The following is a 17,485-nucleotide window of genomic DNA, read 5'->3' as shown; positions in this document are numbered from 1 at the left end:
GGTGTCCTTTCAAGGGGAACAAGAGGAAACAGCAATCAAAAGGGGCTCAAGTGGTCATAACGCGCCGAGCGCTTCGGCGCGGGCGGCCCGGAAGGCGGCGAGCGGGTCGCGGTCGGGGTACGACCACGGCGCCGGGGTGAGATGGTCGCCGATGCGGTGGAACAGGGCGGCGGCCTCGGCGCCGCGTCCCTCGCAGACCTTGGCGTGGGCGAGGAAGTTCAGGTCGATCAGGCGGCGCGGGTGGCCCTCGTGCTCCCACTCCAGCCACCAGTCGAAGGCGGCCTTCATCACCAGCCGGGCGCGGCGGCCGACCCAGTGCCGGGAGGCGGCCGGGTCGGCTACCGCGTGCCCGGCGGCGGCCAGCACGCGGTAGCGCTCGGCGTGCGCGACGACCGGCAGGATCGCCAGCGGGGAGTCGGCGGGGGCCTGCTCGGCGGCCCAGGCGGCGAACTCGTACACCTCGTGCAACGGGTCCGGGCCGGCGTCGGGGCGGCGCTCGGCGAGCCGGGCGACCATCAGGTGGTGGGCGTGGTGGTGGTCGGCGTAGCGGGTGCGGACCTCCTCGAAGACCCGCACGACGTCCTGCTCGGCGCCCAGGGTGTGCTCCAGCAGGAGCAGCCCCAGCCAGGGTGTGGGGTCGGCGGGCGCGAGTGCGGCGGCCCGGTGGCAGGCCTCGCGGGCGCGGGGCGGCTTGTCCTTGCCGCGCAGGGTTCGCCGGACCAGGGCGAGCGCGAGCAGGGCGGAGGCGTCGGCGGAGTCGGGTTCGGCGAGCTGCCACTCGCGAGCCCAGGAGGCGGTGTGCCCTTCCCGGGCGAGCACGGCGACGCGGTGTCCGCGGAGGTCCCAGTCGTCGCCGGTCCGGCCGAGCAGCGAGCGGGTGTTCTGCCAGCGCCCCTGCGCCAAGGCGGTCCGCGCGGCGACGAGATCGGCGTCGTCGAGAGCCTCGTCGAAGCCCTGGGCCGCCCGTCTGCGACCGCGGCCGAGGGATGGCGGGGGTGGGGACACCGCGGACTTCCTCACGCACTCTGGTGTTGGCTCGGTCGGTGACGCGGCCCCTCTGAAACCGAGGTCCTGGCCCGGGTGGGTGACCGGGGCCGGTATTCGGGCCGCCACGAACTGATCACAGACAGCCAACCCCCAGCCAACACTTGGCGTCAAGGGCGGCCCCCGCATTACACGCGTCAAGTCTCCATGTTCGAGGGGGATTTGTGATGCCCCTTCCTGCACCGGAACCGCCACCCACCAGCGACTGTGATGTACGCCATAGCGGGCTGTCCCCCGACCCCTGACCATGGCCGGACGTGCGGTCCCCGGGCACACCGGCCCGAGGACGCTGGACCAGGCCGTTACGCACTCCGGGACGCGGCCTGATGACCAAGGTTCGCAGCGTGTCGGTTCTGGTTCTGGTGCTCGCCGTGAGCGCCGCGTGCTGCCTGGGCTTCGGGTACGTCCTCCAGCAGAACGCCGCCCAGCGGGCCCCGCTCAGCGACTTCCTCTCCCCCCGCCTGCTGTTCGACCTGATGCGCGTGCCGCGCTGGCTGGGCGGTATCGCGCTGATGGTGGTCGGCATGGCGCTGGGCGCGATGGCGCTCGGCCAGGGCGAGCTGTCCCTGGTGGAGCCGCTGCTGGCGACGAACCTGCTCTTCGCGCTCGCGCTCTCCCGCCGGCAGACCCGGCAGCCGCTCGGCCGCCAGGGCTGGGCAGGGCTCGCGCTGCTTGCGGGCGGGGTGACGACGTTCATCGTGGCCGGGCAGCCGCGCGGCGGCACCGCGGTCACCGACCCCCTGCGGCACTGGCTGATCATCGGCGTGATGCTCGGACTCGCCCTGCTGCTCACGGCGCACGCCAGGCGATCCCGGCTCGGCTCGGGCCCGGTACTGCTGGCCCTGGCCGCCGGGCTGCTGTACGGCCTCCAGGACGCGCTGACCCGGGTGAGCGGCCAGCGCTTCTCCGAGGGCGGCCTGGTCGAGCTGGTCTCGGGCTGGCAGCCGTACGCCCTGCTGGCGCTCGGGGTGACCGGCCTGGTACTGGTGCAGAGCGCCTTCGAGACCGCGTCCCTGCGCGCGTCCCTGCCCGCCCTGACCGCGGCCCAGCCGCTGGCCGGCATCGCCTGCGGGATCGGCTTCCTGGGCGACCGGCTGCGCACCGACACGGGCGCGCTGGCCTGGGCGGCGGCCGGGCTGGCGGCGATCGTGGCGGGCGTCGTCCTGCTGGGGATGCACCCCGCGATGCCGAGCGGGCCGGCGACGCGGCCGGAGCGGGCGCGGGATCTCCAGCCGGGCTGACCGGCCGTGCGGGGTCCTGGCGTTAACTGGAGCCATGAACCCTGCTGACGAGATCCTCGACATCGTCGACGAGCACGACCAGGTCGTCGGTCAGTACCCGCGCGGCCGGGCCTACGCCGAGGGCCTGCGCCACCGCTGCGTCTTCATCCAGGCCCGCGACCCCGAGGGCCGGATCTTCGTCCACCGCCGCACGCCAACCAAGCTGGTCTTCCCCTCCCTGTACGACATGTTCGTCGGCGGAGTGGTCGGCGCGGGCGAGCCCTACGACACAGCGGCCCTGCGCGAGGCCGAGGAGGAACTCGGCGTGACCGGCCTGCCGCACCCCGAGTACCTCTTCAAGTTCCTGTACGACGACGGCGCCGGCCGCACCTGGTGGTCGGCGGTGTACGAGGTGCGCTGTGCCCTCCCGGTGCTGCCGCAGGCGGAGGAGGTGGCCTGGCACGGATTCCTGCCGGAGGAGGAGGTGGAGCGCAGGCTGGCCGAGTGGGAGTGGGTGCCGGACGGGCTGGCGGCGTACGAGCGGCTGAAGGCGTACCGGGCGGGGGTGTGAGGTGGGACCGCTCATGTCCCGGGGAGCACCGATCGGTGTCCGGAACGGACCGATAGGGTCCTGCCTGTGATCGGATTCGCACGGAACGTCCGGCTGTGGTTCGCGCCCCGGGACATCCGGCAGGAGGGCGACACCCCCGACTACCGGTTCTCGCTGGCGAACGAGCGCACCTTCCTGGCCTGGCTGCGCACCGCGCTCGCGCTGATCGGCGGCGGCTTCGCCGTGGACCAGTTCCTGCCGGACCTCCGCTGGGGCTGGCGCGTCGGACTCGCGCTGGCGCTGCTCGCGGCCGGCGTGCTGTGCTCGCTGCGCGCGGTGAACCACTGGGTGCGCTGCGAGCGGGCCATGCGGCGCGGCGAGGACCTGCCGGTGTCGCGGTTCCCGGCGCTGCTGAGCCTGGTGATCGCGGTCGTGGCTGTCGCGATGGTGTTCGTCGTGCTCGTCGGGTGGGAGGGGTGAGCGCGGCGGCGGCCCGGGACGGGGAGCGGGATCCGGGACTCCAGCCCGAGCGGACCCGGCTCGCGTGGCGCCGTACCACGCTGTCGGGCACCGTCTCCGCCGTCCTCGCCGTACGGACCTCGCTGTACCAGGGCGTCTCCCCCCTCGGCGTCACCGTCGGCGCGCTGACCTGCACCCTCTGGCTGGGCTTCCTGCTGGTGGCCCACCACCGCATCCGGGCCCTCGCCGCGCCGGGCACCCCCGCCCCGCTCGTCCCGCGGCACGCCGCCGCGGCGGTGCTGTGCACGGTGGCGATGGCGGTGTGCGCTGCGGCGCTGGTCACCTAGCGCCCCGGCACGACATCGGGATCGGGCGCGGAAGAACCTCGCACGGCTCCCTGCCGTCCCACCTGCACGGCCGTCGGCCTATCGTGGCTCCGATCACCTTCGTCCCGCGTACTGGACGGCATACCGACCGGTCGGCATCATGTGTCGGGTACTGTTCACCTGCCCGTAGGAGCGCCGATGAGCCCCGACCACCCGCCAGGACTCGATCTCGACCGGCTGCGCGGTCTGCTGGAGCGCGAGCGGCCCGGTCTGGTGACCGGTCCCCTGTCCGGCCGGCTGATCGAGGGCGGACGGTCGAACCTCACCTACGCGGTCTCCGACGGCACCGCGCGGTGGGTCGTACGACGGCCCCCGCTGGGCCACGTCCTGGCCACCGCGCACGACATGCGGCGCGAGCACCGGGTGATCAGCGCGCTGCATCCGACCGACGTGCCGGTGCCGCGGCCGGTGCTCCTGTGCGAGGACGAGGAGGTGCTCGGGTCGCCCTTCTACGTGATGGAGTTCGTCGACGGCACCCCGTACCGCACCGCCGAGCAGCTCGCCCCGCTCGGCCCGGAGCGCACCCGCGGTGCCGTGCTGTCCCTGGTGGACACGCTCGTCGAGCTGCACGCGGTGGACCCCGGCGAGGTCGGGCTCGCGGACTTCGGCCGCCCCGAGGGCTTCCTGGACCGCCAGCTGCGCCGCTGGGGCAAGCAGCTGGACGCCTCCCGCAACCGCGAGCTGGCCGGCGTCGACGAGCTGCACGCGGCCCTCGGTCGCGCGCTGCCCCGCTCCCCCGCACCGGCCGTCGTGCACGGCGACTACCGGCTGGACAACGTCCTGATCGGTGCGGACGACACCATCCAGGCGATCCTCGACTGGGAGATGTCGACGCTCGGCGATCCGCTGACCGACCTGGGCCTGCTGGTGATGTACAGCATGCCGCTCGGCGCGCCCGGCTCCCCCGTCTCCACGACCGCCGAGGCGCCCGGCCATCCGGCGCCGGCCGAGCTGATCGAGCGGTACGCCGCGCGGTCGGGGCGCGATGTCTCCGCCGTCTCCTGGTACACGGCGTTCGCGTGGTTCAAGCTCGCCGTGATCCTGGAGGGCATCCACTACCGCTACACGCTGGGCCAGACGGTCGGCCGCGGTTTCGACCGCATCGGCGAGCTGGTCCCCGTCTTCGTCGAGCACGGGCTGACGACTCTTCAGGAAGGCTGACGGACATGGACTTCGGGTTCGACGCGCGCACCGAGGAGCTGCGCGGCAAGCTGCTCGCCTTCATGGACGAGTACGTCTATCCCGCCGAGGCCGTCGCGCACGAGCAGCGCGCGCGGCTCGCCTCGCCGTGGGACACCCCGGCCGTGGTCGAGGAGTTGAAGGCCGAGGCCCGCAGGCAGGGCCTGTGGAACCTCTTCCTCCCGGACTCCGAGTACGGCGCGGGACTGACCAACCTCCAGTACGCGCCGCTCGCGGAAATCACCGGCCGCTCCCCGCAGTTGGCGCCCACCGTGACGAACTGCGCGGCGCCCGACACCGGGAACATGGAGGTGCTCGCCCAGTTCGCGGACGAGCACCAGAAGAAGCAGTGGCTGGAGCCACTGCTCGCCGGTGAGATCCGCTCGGCGTTCGCGATGACGGAGCCGGAGGTGGCCTCCTCGGACGCCACGAACATCACCACGCGCATCGAGCGAGCCTCCGACGGCACGGACGAGTACGTCATCACCGGCCGCAAGTGGTACATCTCCGGGGCGATGAACCCGGACTGCAAGATCTTCATCGTGATGGGCAAGACAGCGACTGCCGAGGGCCCTGACGGCCCGGACACCCGTCGCCAGCAGTCCATGGTCCTGGTCCCCCGCGACACGCCCGGCGTCACGGTGCAGCGGGCCATGCAGGTCTTCGGCTACGAGGACCACTACCACGGCGGCCACGCCGAGGTGATCTTCGACCACGCGCGCGTGCCGGTGGCGAACCTGATCGGCGAGGAGGGGGGCGGTTTCGCCATCGCCCAGGCCCGGCTGGGTCCCGGCCGTATCCACCACTGCATGCGGCTGATCGGCATGGCCGAGCGGGCGATCGAGCTGATGTGCCGCCGCGCCGTGTCCCGTTCGGCGTTCGGCAAGGCGCTGGCGCAGCAGGGCGTCGTGCACAACTGGATCGCCGACGCGCGCGTGACCGTCGAGCAACTGCGGCTGCTGGTGCTGAAGACGGCCTGGCTGATGGACACCGTCGGCAACCGGGGCGCCCACACCGAGATCCAGGCCATCAAGATCGCCACGCCTCGCGCGGTCGTCGACATCATCGACCGTGCGATTCAGCTGCACGGCGCGGGTGGTGTCAGCCAGGACTTCCCGCTGGCCGAACTGTACGCCGGGGCACGCACGTTGATGATCGCCGACGGCCCCGACGAGGTGCATCAGCGGTCGCTGGCGCGGCGGGAGCTGAAGCGGTACCTGTGACGCTGCAGGGGTGGCGCTACGGCGGCCGCGGCAGTGTTCTTCGCCCCCGGCGTCCCTACCCGTCCCAAGATGCTGGCCGGCACTGAGTAGCCCCCGCGAGTCGGTCTACCGAGTCGGACAACCCCGCGCGATCACGGGCGCAGTGCCCGCAGCAGCAGGTCGGCCAGGTGGTCGGCCACCTGTTGCGGGCTGAGCGGGCCGTCGGGGCGGTACCAGGTCGACAGGTGGTGGACGGAGCCGAAGTGGTAGTCGACAATCAGGTCGGCGGGGGTCGCCGTGGAGAAGACGCCCGACGCCTGGCCCTCCTCGATGAGCGCACGGAACCGCTCGTGGTACCGGCGGCGCTCGGCACGGACCTGTTTGTTCTTCTCGGGGCTCAGATGGTGCATGGACCGCCAGAAGATCGACGCGTCGTCGAGGTTCTCGATGGTCGTGACGACGACGTCCGCCGCCGCGTCCCGCAGCCGCTGCTCCACGGGCGCGTCCATGTCGGCAAAGGCGTCCAGACGTTCCTGCTGGAGCCGCAGCACGCGCGCGTACACCTCGTGCAGCAGGTCGTCCTTGGACCCGAAGTAGTGGTAGAGCGCCCCTTTCGTGACGCCGGCCGCCTCCACGATCTCCTGCACCGAGGTGCGGTCGTAGCCCTGCTCCGCGAAGAGCCGGGTGGCGGCGGCCAGGAGCCGCTGGGGCACGGGAGTGCCGCCTCCGTCCATCGTCCTGGGCACTGCCGCCACCTGCCTTTCCGTTCTGCTGCTAGTTGTCGTGCGTTTGCGAACGCAGTTCCCGACGGAGGATCTTCCCACTCGCCGTCTTCGGCAAGTCCGGCAGGACCTCTACAAGCCGTGGGTATTTGTAAGCGGCCAGTCTCTCCTTGCAGTAGTCGGCGAGTTCACCGGGGTCCGCTTCGGCGCCCGGACGCAGGCTGACGCAGGCCTTGACGGTCTCCCCGCGATATCCGTCGGGCACCCCGACGACAGCGGCCTCGCGCACCGCCGGGTGCGTGTACAGCACGTCCTCGACCTCGCGCGGCCACACCTTGAAGCCGGACGCGTTGATCATGTCCTTCTTGCGGTCGACGACGTACAGCCACCCCTGCGGGTCCATGAAGCCGATGTCGCCGGTGCGCAGCTCGCCCCCGGGGAACGTCTCGGCGGTGGCGTCGGGCCGGCGCCAGTAGCCGGGCACGACCTGCGGTCCCCGGACGACGATCTCGCCCTGCTCCCCGAAGGGCACCTCGGCGCCGGTGTCGTCGACGATCCGGACGACCGTGTCGGGGCCGGGCAGGCCCACGGCCAGCGTCCCGGAGGCCGGGTCGACGGGCGCCACCAGGCCGGGTGGGACGGAGGCGCAGGGGGCGGTGCACTCGGTGAGGCCGTAGCCGTTGCGGATGTAAGGGCCGAAGCCGGCCCGGAACTTCTCCACCAGGGCGGGCGGCAGCGGGGCGCCGCCGGAGGAGATCACCCGGAAGGATGAGAAGTGGTCGCGGGTGACGGAGGGGTGGGCGGCCAGCGCCATGAACGCGGTGGACGGGCCGACCGTGTAGTGCGGCCGGTGCTCGGCGAACGCGTCCAGGACGACGCCCGCCTCGAAGCGGTACGTCAGCACGAGCGTGCCCGCGCTGTTGAGGCAGGCACCGAGCTGGCAGACCATCCCGGTGATGTGGAACAGCGGCGCCAGCGCGTAGTAGACGGGTGCCTCGGGCAACTCCAGGCCGGTGCGCTGCCGTTCGGCGTTGTACATGACGTTGCCGTGCGTGTTCGTGGCGCCCTTGGGGGTGCCGCTGGTGCCGGAGGTGTAGCTGATCAGCGCGATGTCGGCCGGGCCCGGATCGCGTCCCTCGGGCGCCTTGTGGCCGGCCCCCGCGACGGCCGTCAGATCGTCGGCGTCCGGGGCCTGCGGCAGCCGTTCGAAGGTCAGCACGCGCGCGTCCTGCCGGGTCTGGAAATCCAACTCACAGCCGGTGAGCGCGAACCGCACCGGCGAGTCCGCCGCCGTGGCGCGCAGATACGACTCCCAGGCCCGGTCGGAGCAGATCAGCGCGGCCGCCTCGGCATCCCGCAGAACGTGCGCGACCTCGGCCGACTTGTACATCGGGTTCACGGGCACCACGACCGCGCCCGCCTTCCAGGCGCCGAAGAGGGCGAGCACGAAGTGCGGGGAGTTCTGCAACAGCACCGCGACCCGGTCACCGCGCTCCAGACCGCGCGCGGCGAGGTGCCCGGCGACGGAGTCGCTCCGCTCGTCCACCTCCCGGTAGCTGAGCCGCCCGTCGAAGTAGGCGAGGAAGGTGCGGTCCGGGGCGTCGGCGACGGCCCGGCGCAGGGCGTGCACGAGCGAGTCGGCGGGACTGACCGAGGCCCTCTGCGCATCGGTCAGCAGACCCAGCCAGGGCTTGGCCGCGTACCGCGAGGAGCCGGTCACCGATGCGCCTCCCACTGCTGCTGGAGCCGGTTCATACCGGCCAGCCAGCGGTCTGGATCACTGGCGCGCGCCTTGTAGTACTCGGCGACGTCGGGGTGCGGCAGGATCAGGAAGCGGTCCTCCTCGATCCCCTTGAACAGGGCGTCCGCCACGTCCTCCGGCTCGATCGCGGTCGGCCTGAGCACCAGGTCGCCCGCGCTGCCTGCCGCGTCCAGCATGGCGGTGCGCACGCCCTGCGGGCAGATGGCGTGCACCTTCAGACCGCGGTGGCGGTACGTCAGCGACAGCCACTCGGCGAAGGCATACGCACCGTGCTTGGTGACGCTGTAGGGGGCGGCGCCGACCATGGTCAGCAGCCCGGCGGCCGACACGGTGGACGCGAACCGCCCGCTGCCACGCTCCAGCCAGTCCGGGAGAAGCTCATGGGCCGCCCGGACGTGAGCCATCACGTTCACGTCCCAGGAGGCCGCCCAGCCCGCCTCGTCGAGCGGTCGCCCCAGGTCCTCGCCTCCGGAGCCGACACCGGCGTTGGCGCAGTAGACGTCAACCGTTCCGCCGAGCGCCTCGCGAGCCGCGGCGACGATCACGGAGGCGTCCCCCGGCACCGCGATGCCCCCGATCTCACCGGCAACGTCCTCGGCCCGCCCGGCATCCAGATCGTTGACGACGACCCGCGCCCCCTCGGCAGCGAACCGCCGGGCAAGGGCTGCCCCGATCCCACCCCCGGCCCCCGTGACGACCACTCCAGCACCCTGAACGGCTTCCACCATGTGTCTCCTTCGACTGCGGCTCCACCAGGTGCAGACTAACCGGTCGGTATGTCACGGGGAAAGGGTGACTGCAGCCAACCAAAGGCGCGGGGGTGTATCGATATGCGGCTTTGCCGCATGGGCGCGACCAGCCCTCACAACCCGCGCCTTCCCCACAACCTGCGGGAGCAATACCGTGCCCCCATGCGCCTATCCAGACGAGCCCTGCTCGCAGCGACAACGGCAGCAGCAACCCTGCCTTCGGTACCCCCAGCCACGTCGGCCGGGCGCCCCAGCCGACTCCGTACCGGATTCGACCGGCTCGCGGCCGACGGATACGCCGTCCTCGACGGACAGCGGGCCGGGATCGTCACCAACCCCACCGGCGTCACTCGCGACGTCCGCCACATCGTCGACGTGATGCACGCCGACGACCGCGTGCACCTCACCGCCGTCTTCGGCCCCGAACACGGCTTCCGCGGCACCGCCCAGGCCGGCGGCTCAGAAGGCCGCTACGACGACCCCGCGACCGGCCTGCCGGTCTACGACACGTACCTCAAGAGCGGCCGGCCCCTCGCCGACATCTTCACGGCCTCCGGTGTGGACACGGTCGTCTTCGACATCCAGGACGTCGGCGCCCGTTTCTACACCTACATCTGGACGCTCTACGACTGCATGGAGGCGGCACACCTCGCCGGCAAGCGCTTCGTGGTGCTGGACCGCCCGAACCCGGTGACCGGACGGTCGGCCCAGGGCCCGGTGCTGCACAAGGACTTCGCGACCTTCGTCGGGCGCCAGCCCATCGCGCAGGCGCACGGGATGACCGTCGCCGAGCTGGCCCGGCTGTTCAACGGGGAGTTCCTGACCGCGCCGGTGCCGCTGGAGACCGTACGGATGAGCGGCTGGAGGCGATCGGACTGGTACGACGCCTCCGGGCTGCCCTGGGTGCCGCCGAGCCCCAACATGCCGACGCCGGACACCGCCCTGGTGTACTCGGGGACGTGCCTCTTCGAGGGGACGAACCTGTCCGAGGGACGCGGCACGACCCGCCCGTTCGAACTGCTCGGCGCAGACGGCCTGGACGGCCGCTGGGCCGCCGCCGTGAACGACCTCGGCCTGTCCGGCGCGCGCTTCAGGGAGGCGTACTTCACGCCCACGTTCTCCAAGTTCCGGGGGAAGACGATCGGCGGCGTCCAGGTCCATGTGCACGACCGGGACGCCTACGACCCCGTACGCACCGGGATCGCCCTCCTGGTGACCGCCAAGCAGGCCTGGAGCGGCTTCGCCTGGCGCTCCGACCACTGGATCGACAAACTCACCGGCTCCGCGCGCGTGCGCACGATGATCGACGCGGGCGCCGACACGGACGAGGTCGTGGCGGGCTGGCGGGAGGAGCTCGCGGTGTTCCGGCGGGTGCGCAGGAAGTACCTCCTCTACAGGTGACGGGGAGTACCAAGAGAGCCCGCGGGCTGATGCCACGCGCTTCGGCGGCAGCAGCGAGGCCGGGTGATCGGGCAGCTCGCGCGCGCCGTACCGGACGTGCGGGTGCACCTGGTCGGGCACAGCTTCGGCGGGCGGCTGGTGTCGTTCGCGCTGCGCGGGCTGCCGGAGGGCGTACGGGCGGTGAAGTCGGTGACGCTGCTCCAGGCCGCCTTCTCGCACTACGCGTTCGCTGCCCGGCTGCCGCACGACACGCGCGCGGGAGGCGTGCTCCAGGGGCAGTACAAGCGCGTCGATCGGGCCGCTGGTGTGCTGCCACTCCCGACACGACTCGGCCCTCGGCACGCTGTACCCGCTCGCCTCGCGCATGGCGGGTGACGCGCGCGGGATCGCAGGCCTCGACCTCGGCCGTGCGCTGCGCGCCAAGTGGGGTGCGCTGGGATACGGCGGCGTCCAGGCCGTACCGGGCACGCGCGCGTTCACCCTGGCCGAGGCGCTGAGGGCGAAGCTGCCCGCGTCCGGCTGCGTGAACGTCGACGCGGCGGCGGTGGTCAGGCGCGGCGGCCCGCCGTCCGGCGCCCACAGCGACATCCTCCACCGCGAACTGGCCCAACTGGTGCTGACCGCGGGCCGCGTCGGCTGACGGCCGCCGTCAACAGCCGTTGGCCCGCGCACGCCGGATCAACGGGCGTTGGCCCACGTGCGCTGGCCACCACACGTTGGCAAACCGGCGTTGGCCAACAGCCGTTTGCCAACGCCGGTTTGCCCACAGTCGTTCACCGGTGCGAGGTGAACTCCACGACCTGCTGGAACGTCGGGCGGTTCTGCCAGCTGATCTTGCTGTGTTTGATGCCGCCCAGCTCACGATGGTTGATCGAGTCGGCGCACCACTGGTCGCCGGCCGAGCAGACGTCGTCACCGGGGTACACCTGGGCCGCCGTCTTGCCGGCCGCCTCCTTCAGCGTGCTGATGAGGGTGTCCCGGCAGGCGCCGAGGCTGCCGTCGCCGCAGTACTTGCGGGCCAGCGGACCCTGCACGGACTCGCCGAGCACCGCCCGGATGTCCTTGTCGACATAGCTCCACCAGCCGTACTGGAAGGCGCTTCCGGCGTGCGAGCCGGTCGGGCCGTGCGCGGCCGACGGGGACTCGTCGATCGGCAGGTTGGCGGTGAACGCCTCGTACAGCTCGCTGCCGAGCCCCGGCTCGAACTCGGCCTTCACCAGCAGCGGCCACCACGCGTCCAGGATGCGGATCGCGTCGGCGTGGGCGTACTTCTTCGACCCGGCCGCGGTCTCGGTGCGCTTGGCTCCCGCCGACACCCAGGCCTGCAGCTTGTCGGCCGCCGCCTTGGCCGCGGGGTCGGTGACGGGCGAACTGCCCACCACCCTCAGCAGCTTCGGCAGCACGTCCTCCGCCCGCAGGTCCGCGAGCCCGGCGTCCGCCATCGCCTTCACCAGTGAGGCCCGGGTCACCCCGCCCTGGTCGACCAGTTTCTTCACCCGGTCCTCCAGCAGGTTCCCGCGGTGCACGGACCCGTTGCCCCAGGGCGCGGTCGTGTAGTCCTTTGCCTGCTTGTTGTTCCAGGAGATGTAGTAGTCCTGGTCGATGGAGTTGGGGTGCGCCGACGGCGGCGTGTAGTCCGCGGTGTTCGTCGCCGGCTGCCAGTTCCGCCACTCGTACGCGGGCCGCGCCCACACCGGGAACTCGGCGTCGACGCCGCTCGCGCGCACCGGGTTGTCGCCGCTGTTGTAGTACGCGGCGTGCTCGGAGTCGGCGTAGAACCAGTTGAAGGTGTAGTTGATGTGCTGCACGGCCTTCTGGAAGTCCTTCGGGCCCTTCACATAGTCCGGGTCGTTCAGCATCTGGAAGCCGATGATGGAGTCGGCCTCGTGCATGAAGGACGAGCGCAGGGTGGTGTAGGCGACCTTCTTGCCATCGACCGTCGCGCGGTGGGTGACGGGACCGTACTTGGTGCGCCAGACCCGCATGGTGTAAGAGCCGGCCGGGGTGCCGTCGGCCGCGGTCGGCTTCCAGGCGTTCTTCTGCTCGGCCTTCTCCATGGGCGTGCAGGTGCCGCGGTACAGGTAGTGGTGGTCGTCCTGGCAGAGTTCGACGGCGTACGTGTCGATGATGTCCTGGCCGGAGGTCGTCGCGCTCCACGAGTAGTCCTGGCCGCGGCCGAGGTGGACGTAGAAGCTCAGGCCCGCGAAGGAGGCGCCGCGGGCGCTGATGCCCGGGCCCTGGATCTCCTGGAGCAGGAGCAGCTGGGGCGCGAAGTAGCCGGTCTGCGGGCCGAAGACGGCGACCGGGTGGCCGCTCGCGGTGTGCTCGCCGTTCACCACCAGGGCGTTGGACATGCCGCGCTTGGCCGAGGAGACGGCCGCCTTCGCCGCCTCGGTGGAGGCGCCGGTGGCGCCGGACGTGGCTGCGCTGCCCGTACGGTCGTACACGAGCTGTTCCTCGGCGACCGAGCCGGCGTCGGGCAGGGCCTCGCCCCGCGGGTCGTCCGGCTTCGGGGCGTACGGGAAGCTGCCGTCGTGGACGGTGAGGACCGCCTCGGGGTCGTTGCGCTCGCGGAAGGACTCCCACACCTTGGTGCCCTGCGCCACGCCGTACTTCTCCTGGGCGGCGAGCAGGGATATCGCGTTGTTGACCTCGCCGCCCCCGCCGGAGCCGAACAGGGTGCCGATCACGGAACCCAGCGCGATCATGTCGGTCACCTTGAAGGGCTCGATCTTGCCGGCGTTGGTGACGGAGTCCTTGTGCCCGGTCAGGACGTACTCGCCGGGGAAGTAACGGCCCTTGTCGGCGGCGGCGATGTAGGAGTTGATGCCGTCGATGTATGCCTTGGCGTCGGCGAGGGCCTGCTTGCCGCGCTCGCCGTTGGTGGCCACGGCGTTGTCGATCTGAGCCTGCAGATCGGCCTCGGTGTACGGGGCGTGCCGCCAGAACTGCTGCTCCAGGCCCTGGTTGGCGGCGTCGCCGCCGGCGAAGCCGGTGAGCTGGCCGCGTCCGACGTGCCGGAAGACGTCCATCAGCCACAGCCGGTCCTGGGCCGCCGCGTAGCCCGCGCCGAACTCCGTGCCGTAGCGGGTGGTGCCGGTGATGTGCGGCACACCCGTCTTCTTGTCGCGGACGATCGTGACGTCACTGCGGCCGGCGGGCTTGACGGTGGAGGCGACCTGGTCGGCGGGCACCCCGAACGACGCGTCGTTGAAGAAGGTGTTGATCTTGTCATTGGTCAGCCCGGAGTGGCCGGTGGCCAGGTTGTTGTACGGTCCGAGCTGGTCGTCCGCGTGCGCCGGCTGGGCGCCGAAGGCCTGGTTGAGCAGGATCTGGGCGAGCGTGGCGCCGCCGTTCTGCCCGGGCGGCAGGATGTCGGAACACTGGCCGCCGCAATAGTCGTTGGCGGCCGCGCTGACCTCCGACCCAGTCGGTTCGGCCGCGGTCGCCTGAGTCAGCGGGGACAAAAGACCGGCGACAAGGACGCATACGGAGGCGGTCTTCAGGAACCCGGGGAATCTGCCGGGAGTTCTCAGTTTGGCAAGTGTGCTTCGTGGGGTGCTCCGTGGCATGGCAGCTCCTACCGAGGGGGAACGGGCGGGACGTTACCGCCGGTATCCCCGAGATTGAAGATGAGCATGCGTCATTTTTTGGAGTCGCTACGGCCGAGATTATGGGGGTCATCGGAAAACGGATGGATACGGAGGGAGCCGAATCGCTTGTCGATACGTCTATTCGGCGACGTCCGTTCGACGACGCCGAAGTGACCGAAGTACAGGTGCAGGTGTGACGGAGGTGCAAGGCGATGGCCGGTTTCCGGAGTCTGGCGAGACAGGTGCGCGACCCGCGGTGCGATCTGGCGCTGCGGCGTTACTCGCTGCGCAAGTGCCTTGAGCGGTTCGCCCCTTATGGGCACCGGGCCACCTGGGACCATTTGTGCTCCCGGTGGGGGTTCGGACCCGAGGACAGGTCCCCCGATCCAGCGCGGCTCGTGGCCGCACTGGACGAGTTGGAGGAGGCGCGTTCGGTCTGGCTGGCCTACGAGGTCGAGTTCGCCGAGCGCCGCAAGAAGGAGAAGCACGACGGGCTGCGCAGGCCGGGCACGGTGGACGACTGGCACCGGCTGACCTGGGGCGGTTTCGGCGTGGCATGGTGCGACGACCCGCGGCTGCACCCCCCTGAGCCGCTGGCCGAGGTGCTGCGCCGGCTGATCGCCGCACTGGAGCGCGAACCGGGTTCGGGCTGCCCGGTGTGCGCCGGGGAGCGGCTCGTATGGCGGTACGACCTGGACCACGAGCCGTCGGCGGGTCCGGTCTGTACGGACTGCGGAATTCTGGTACCGCGGCCCGTGCTCACACCCGAGGCCCTGGCGGGCGCCAGGCGCGGGCGACTGCTGGTGTCGGCCTGAGCCGACGGCAAGGGGGATGACCATGAGCCCGGAGCAGCCCCGGGCCTGAGGATCCGAGCGAGCCCCGACCGGGCCGGTCGAACCGTGCACAGCGGGGGTGCGCCGGGGCTGCCGCACCCCCATTGACCAGGTGCCGCACGGTGATTCGGGCACTGTCAGTGCCGACTGGCACCGTCAACTCATGGCGCAGGTATGCCTCAACGGCCCCCGAGGGTCCGCCCGGGGCGGAGCCGGACCCGGTGGCACGCGGGATGGGGGTGCCCCCGCGCGAGTTCATTCGGGCGCGGCGGAACATCCGGAACTGGACCGTGCTGCCCGACCACGCCTCGGTCAACTGGCATGAGCCCGGCGCCGAGGAGGCGGCCCGCCGCGTTGCTCGCCCTCGACGGGGGCGTGGAGGCGGGCATCTGGCCGGACACGGAGGCGCGGCGCGGTTCGCGTCCTCGCCGCCCGGTCCGCGGGTCCTGCGCGTCCTGGCGGAGGGGCACGCTGCTCCTGCCGGACGGCCGAAGAACCGAGCCCAACGCGCAGTTGGCGACAGAGGCACGGGCCAACGGCGTCCAGTGAACCGCGTATGTCAGTGACCGTCGTTTCAGCAGTCGGTGTCCCGTTTTGCGGCCGGGCGCTGGACCAAGAGGCGGGAGCCTGTCTGGCGTTCGCCGAAGACGTCGTTGGGGTTGGAGAGGACGCAGGAGTCCAGGGACAGGCAGCCGCAGCCGATGCAGTCGGTGAGATGGTCGCGCAGCCGGTTCAGCTGCTTGATGCGCTCGTCCAGTTCGGAGCGCCAGGCCTCGGAGAGGTTAGCCCAGTCCTCGCGGGTGGGCGTGCGCTCCTCGGGGAGTTCGGCGAGGGCGTCACGGATCGTGGCCAGGGGGATGCCGACCCGCTGGGCGGCACGGATGAAGGCGACCCGGCGCAGCGTGTCCCGGTGGTACCGGCGCTGGTTGCCCGACGTGCGGCGACTGCTGATCAAACCCTTGGACTCGTAGAAGTGCAGGGCGGAGACAGCCGACCCACTGCGCGCGGCGAGCTGACCGACCGTGAGCTCATGGATCTTCTCTGGAATCTGGGGCACTCCTCGAACCCTACCCAACCTCACCTCGCCCGTTCCCCGGTCCGGATCCGTTGACATCCATCCCGCACGCGACCATGCTAAGCAGTTGCTTAGATGTAACGGAACAGCGCACATCCGCGACGCGAGAGGCCGGGACGACAGATGGCAGAGCCGAGGACATTCACCTCCGCCGACGAACTGAAGGCGGCCGTGGGCGAGCAGCTCGGATACACCGACTGGCTGGAGATCGACCAGAAGCGGATCGACCTGTTCGCGGAGGCCACCGGCGACCACCAGTGGATCCACGTCGATCCGGAGAAGGCCGCCGTGGGGCCGTTCGGAACGACGATCGCGCACGGGTACCTGACCCTGTCGCTGCTCCCCCGCTTCGGCCCGCAGCTGATCTCCGTCGCCAACGTGAAGATGGGCGTCAACTACGGCACCAACAAGGTGCGCTTCCCCGCCCCCGTCCCGGCCGGCTCCCGTCTGCGCGCCACCGCGAAGATCACCGGCGTCGAGGACGTGCCCGGCGGCGTCCAGGTGACCGTCGCCTTCACCGTGGAGCGCGAGGGCGGCGACAAGCCGGTGTGCGTCGCGGAGTCCGTCTCGCGGTACTACCTCTGACCTCGCCCAGGATGGCCGGGGGCCGCCCTACTTGGCCCCCACCATCCGCAGCACGAGGTCGGCGTACAGCGCGCCGACCTCCTCCGGCGTGCGCGGCCCGTCGACGCTGAACCAGCGCGCCACGTCGATGCACAGCGAGAGCACGGCCAGCGTCGTGCCCTGCACGTCGATCACGTCGAACTCGCCGCCCCGCACACCGTCCTCGATGATCCCGCGCACCTCGGCGTCGACCTGCCGCCGCAGCGCGATGATCTCGGCGCGGGCCTCGGGACCGAGCGAGTCCAGTTCGTACTGCACGACCCGCGCGGTGGTCCGGCCGCCGGCGTGCCAGCACACAAAGGAACTCACGGCGTCGGCGAGCCGTTCGGCCGGCGTGCCCTCGCGCCGGGCGGCCGTCCGCAGGATGTCCAGGGCCTTCTCGTGGCCGATCCTGCTGATGCGGTGCAGCAGCTCTTCCTTGGTCTTGTAGTGGATGTAGAGCGCGGCCGGGCTCATCCCGGCACGGCCCGCGATGTCACGGGTCGTCGTGGCGTGGTAGCCGCGCTCGGCGAAGGCCTCCACGGCAGCAACGAGCAGCCGCCGTGCCGCGTCGGGCGTGACCTCGCCCCACGGCTGCACCTCACCACCGGCCGTCTCCTCCGCCGCACTCATCGCTCACCCCTCGTCTCTGGCAGGGGTAACACCATACCGTCCAGGGTGAGCGAGCGCTTAGGGCACCCGCTCGG

General features: G+C 71.3%; 17 protein-coding genes and 1 pseudogene. 11 read left to right on the top strand and 7 right to left on the bottom strand.

Annotation, left to right across the window (positions count from 1 at the left end; genetic code table 11):
* Positions 1-54: 54 nt before the first annotated feature.
* Positions 55-1,005 (bottom strand): hypothetical protein, encoded by a 951-nt coding sequence (locus H8R17_RS13095; RefSeq protein ID WP_187823343.1) that lies wholly within the window; start codon positions 1,003-1,005, stop codon positions 55-57.
* A 365-nt stretch (positions 1,006-1,370) separates the two neighbouring features.
* Here H8R17_RS13095 and H8R17_RS13090 point away from each other — a divergent pair, with 365 nt between their 5' ends.
* The 6 genes from H8R17_RS13090 to H8R17_RS13065 all read left to right on the top strand — a co-directional run bounded on the left by H8R17_RS13090 (position 1,371) and on the right by H8R17_RS13065 (position 6,061).
* The gene (locus H8R17_RS13090) at positions 1,371-2,285 is read left to right on the top strand and encodes a DMT family transporter (RefSeq protein ID WP_187823342.1); all 915 of its coding nucleotides are present in this window, start codon (positions 1,371-1,373) and stop codon (positions 2,283-2,285) included.
* A gap of 34 nt (positions 2,286-2,319) precedes the next feature.
* Positions 2,320-2,835 carry an NUDIX hydrolase gene (locus tag H8R17_RS13085; RefSeq protein ID WP_187823341.1) on the top strand — a complete coding sequence of 172 codons (516 nt, stop codon included), beginning with the start codon at positions 2,320-2,322 and terminating at the stop codon, positions 2,833-2,835.
* Positions 2,836-2,901: 66 nt separating this feature from the next.
* Positions 2,902-3,294 carry a DUF202 domain-containing protein gene (locus H8R17_RS13080; RefSeq protein WP_187823340.1) on the top strand — a complete coding sequence of 131 codons (393 nt, stop codon included), beginning with the start codon at positions 2,902-2,904 and terminating at the stop codon, positions 3,292-3,294.
* Positions 3,291-3,620, top strand: a complete 330-nt coding sequence (locus H8R17_RS13075) for a DUF202 domain-containing protein (RefSeq protein WP_187823339.1) — start codon at positions 3,291-3,293, stop codon at positions 3,618-3,620. The genes H8R17_RS13080 and H8R17_RS13075 overlap by 4 nt, the downstream gene beginning before the upstream one ends.
* Positions 3,621-3,797: 177 nt before the next feature.
* Positions 3,798-4,820 (top strand): phosphotransferase family protein, encoded by a 1,023-nt coding sequence (locus tag H8R17_RS13070; RefSeq protein WP_187823338.1) that lies wholly within the window; start codon positions 3,798-3,800, stop codon positions 4,818-4,820.
* 5 nt (positions 4,821-4,825) lie between these two features.
* A complete protein-coding gene (locus H8R17_RS13065; protein WP_187823337.1) occupies positions 4,826-6,061 on the top strand; it encodes an acyl-CoA dehydrogenase family protein in 1,236 nt (411 codons plus the stop codon).
* Positions 6,062-6,192: 131 nt separating this feature from the next.
* Here the strand turns inward: H8R17_RS13065 and H8R17_RS13060 are convergent, their stop codons facing one another.
* The 3 genes from H8R17_RS13060 to H8R17_RS13050 are packed head-to-tail and all read right to left on the bottom strand — an operon-like array spanning position 6,193 to position 9,252.
* Positions 6,193-6,786, bottom strand: coding sequence for a TetR family transcriptional regulator (locus H8R17_RS13060; protein ID WP_187823336.1), 594 nt, complete (start codon positions 6,784-6,786; stop codon positions 6,193-6,195).
* A 28-nt stretch (positions 6,787-6,814) separates the two neighbouring features.
* Positions 6,815-8,482 carry an AMP-binding protein gene (locus H8R17_RS13055; RefSeq protein WP_187823335.1) on the bottom strand — a complete coding sequence of 556 codons (1,668 nt, stop codon included), beginning with the start codon at positions 8,480-8,482 and terminating at the stop codon, positions 6,815-6,817.
* On the bottom strand, positions 8,479-9,252 hold the full coding sequence (locus H8R17_RS13050) for an SDR family oxidoreductase (protein WP_187823334.1): 774 nt from the start codon (positions 9,250-9,252) through the stop codon (positions 8,479-8,481). The genes H8R17_RS13055 and H8R17_RS13050 overlap by 4 nt, the downstream gene beginning before the upstream one ends.
* A gap of 183 nt (positions 9,253-9,435) precedes the next feature.
* On the opposite strand from H8R17_RS13050, the gene H8R17_RS13045 reads away from it, so the two are divergent.
* A complete protein-coding gene (locus tag H8R17_RS13045; protein ID WP_187823333.1) occupies positions 9,436-10,674 on the top strand; it encodes an exo-beta-N-acetylmuramidase NamZ domain-containing protein in 1,239 nt (412 codons plus the stop codon).
* Positions 10,675-10,731: 57 nt separating this feature from the next.
* Positions 10,732-11,314, top strand: a pseudogene (locus H8R17_RS13040) (serine-threonine protein kinase); the annotation flags it as partial.
* A 133-nt stretch (positions 11,315-11,447) separates the two neighbouring features.
* On the opposite strand, the gene H8R17_RS13035 reads toward H8R17_RS13040, so the two are convergent.
* On the bottom strand, positions 11,448-14,246 hold the full coding sequence (locus H8R17_RS13035) for a penicillin acylase family protein (protein ID WP_187823332.1): 2,799 nt from the start codon (positions 14,244-14,246) through the stop codon (positions 11,448-11,450).
* Positions 14,247-14,479: 233 nt separating this feature from the next.
* On the opposite strand from H8R17_RS13035, the gene H8R17_RS13030 reads away from it, so the two are divergent.
* Together H8R17_RS13030 and H8R17_RS48645 are read left to right on the top strand one after the other, a co-directional pair.
* Positions 14,480-15,082 carry a hypothetical protein gene (locus tag H8R17_RS13030; protein WP_187823331.1) on the top strand — a complete coding sequence of 201 codons (603 nt, stop codon included), beginning with the start codon at positions 14,480-14,482 and terminating at the stop codon, positions 15,080-15,082.
* Positions 15,083-15,421: 339 nt separating this feature from the next.
* Positions 15,422-15,649, top strand: coding sequence for a hypothetical protein (locus H8R17_RS48645; protein ID WP_187823330.1), 228 nt, complete (start codon positions 15,422-15,424; stop codon positions 15,647-15,649).
* Positions 15,650-15,674: 25 nt separating this feature from the next.
* Here H8R17_RS48645 and soxR read toward each other — a convergent pair whose 3' ends face one another.
* Positions 15,675-16,157: a redox-sensitive transcriptional activator SoxR gene (soxR, locus tag H8R17_RS13020; RefSeq protein WP_187823329.1), complete on the bottom strand. Its 483-nt coding sequence runs from the start codon at positions 16,155-16,157 to the stop codon at positions 15,675-15,677.
* A 141-nt stretch (positions 16,158-16,298) separates the two neighbouring features.
* Between soxR and H8R17_RS13015 the strand changes: the two genes are divergently transcribed.
* Complete coding sequence (locus H8R17_RS13015) at positions 16,299-16,760, top strand: MaoC family dehydratase (RefSeq protein WP_187823328.1); 462 nt, start codon at positions 16,299-16,301, stop codon at positions 16,758-16,760.
* A gap of 27 nt (positions 16,761-16,787) precedes the next feature.
* On the opposite strand, the gene H8R17_RS13010 is transcribed toward H8R17_RS13015, so the two are convergent.
* Positions 16,788-17,411 carry a TetR/AcrR family transcriptional regulator gene (locus H8R17_RS13010; protein ID WP_187823327.1) on the bottom strand — a complete coding sequence of 208 codons (624 nt, stop codon included), beginning with the start codon at positions 17,409-17,411 and terminating at the stop codon, positions 16,788-16,790.
* Positions 17,412-17,485 lie beyond the last annotated feature (74 nt).

It is taken from the genome of Streptomyces sp. TRM68367 (genome assembly GCF_014495685.1).
Taxonomy (GTDB): Bacteria; Actinomycetota; Actinomycetes; order Streptomycetales; family Streptomycetaceae; genus Streptomyces.
The sequence above is the reverse complement of the archived record's forward strand: the minus strand, read 5'-3'. Positions and strand labels throughout refer to the sequence as shown.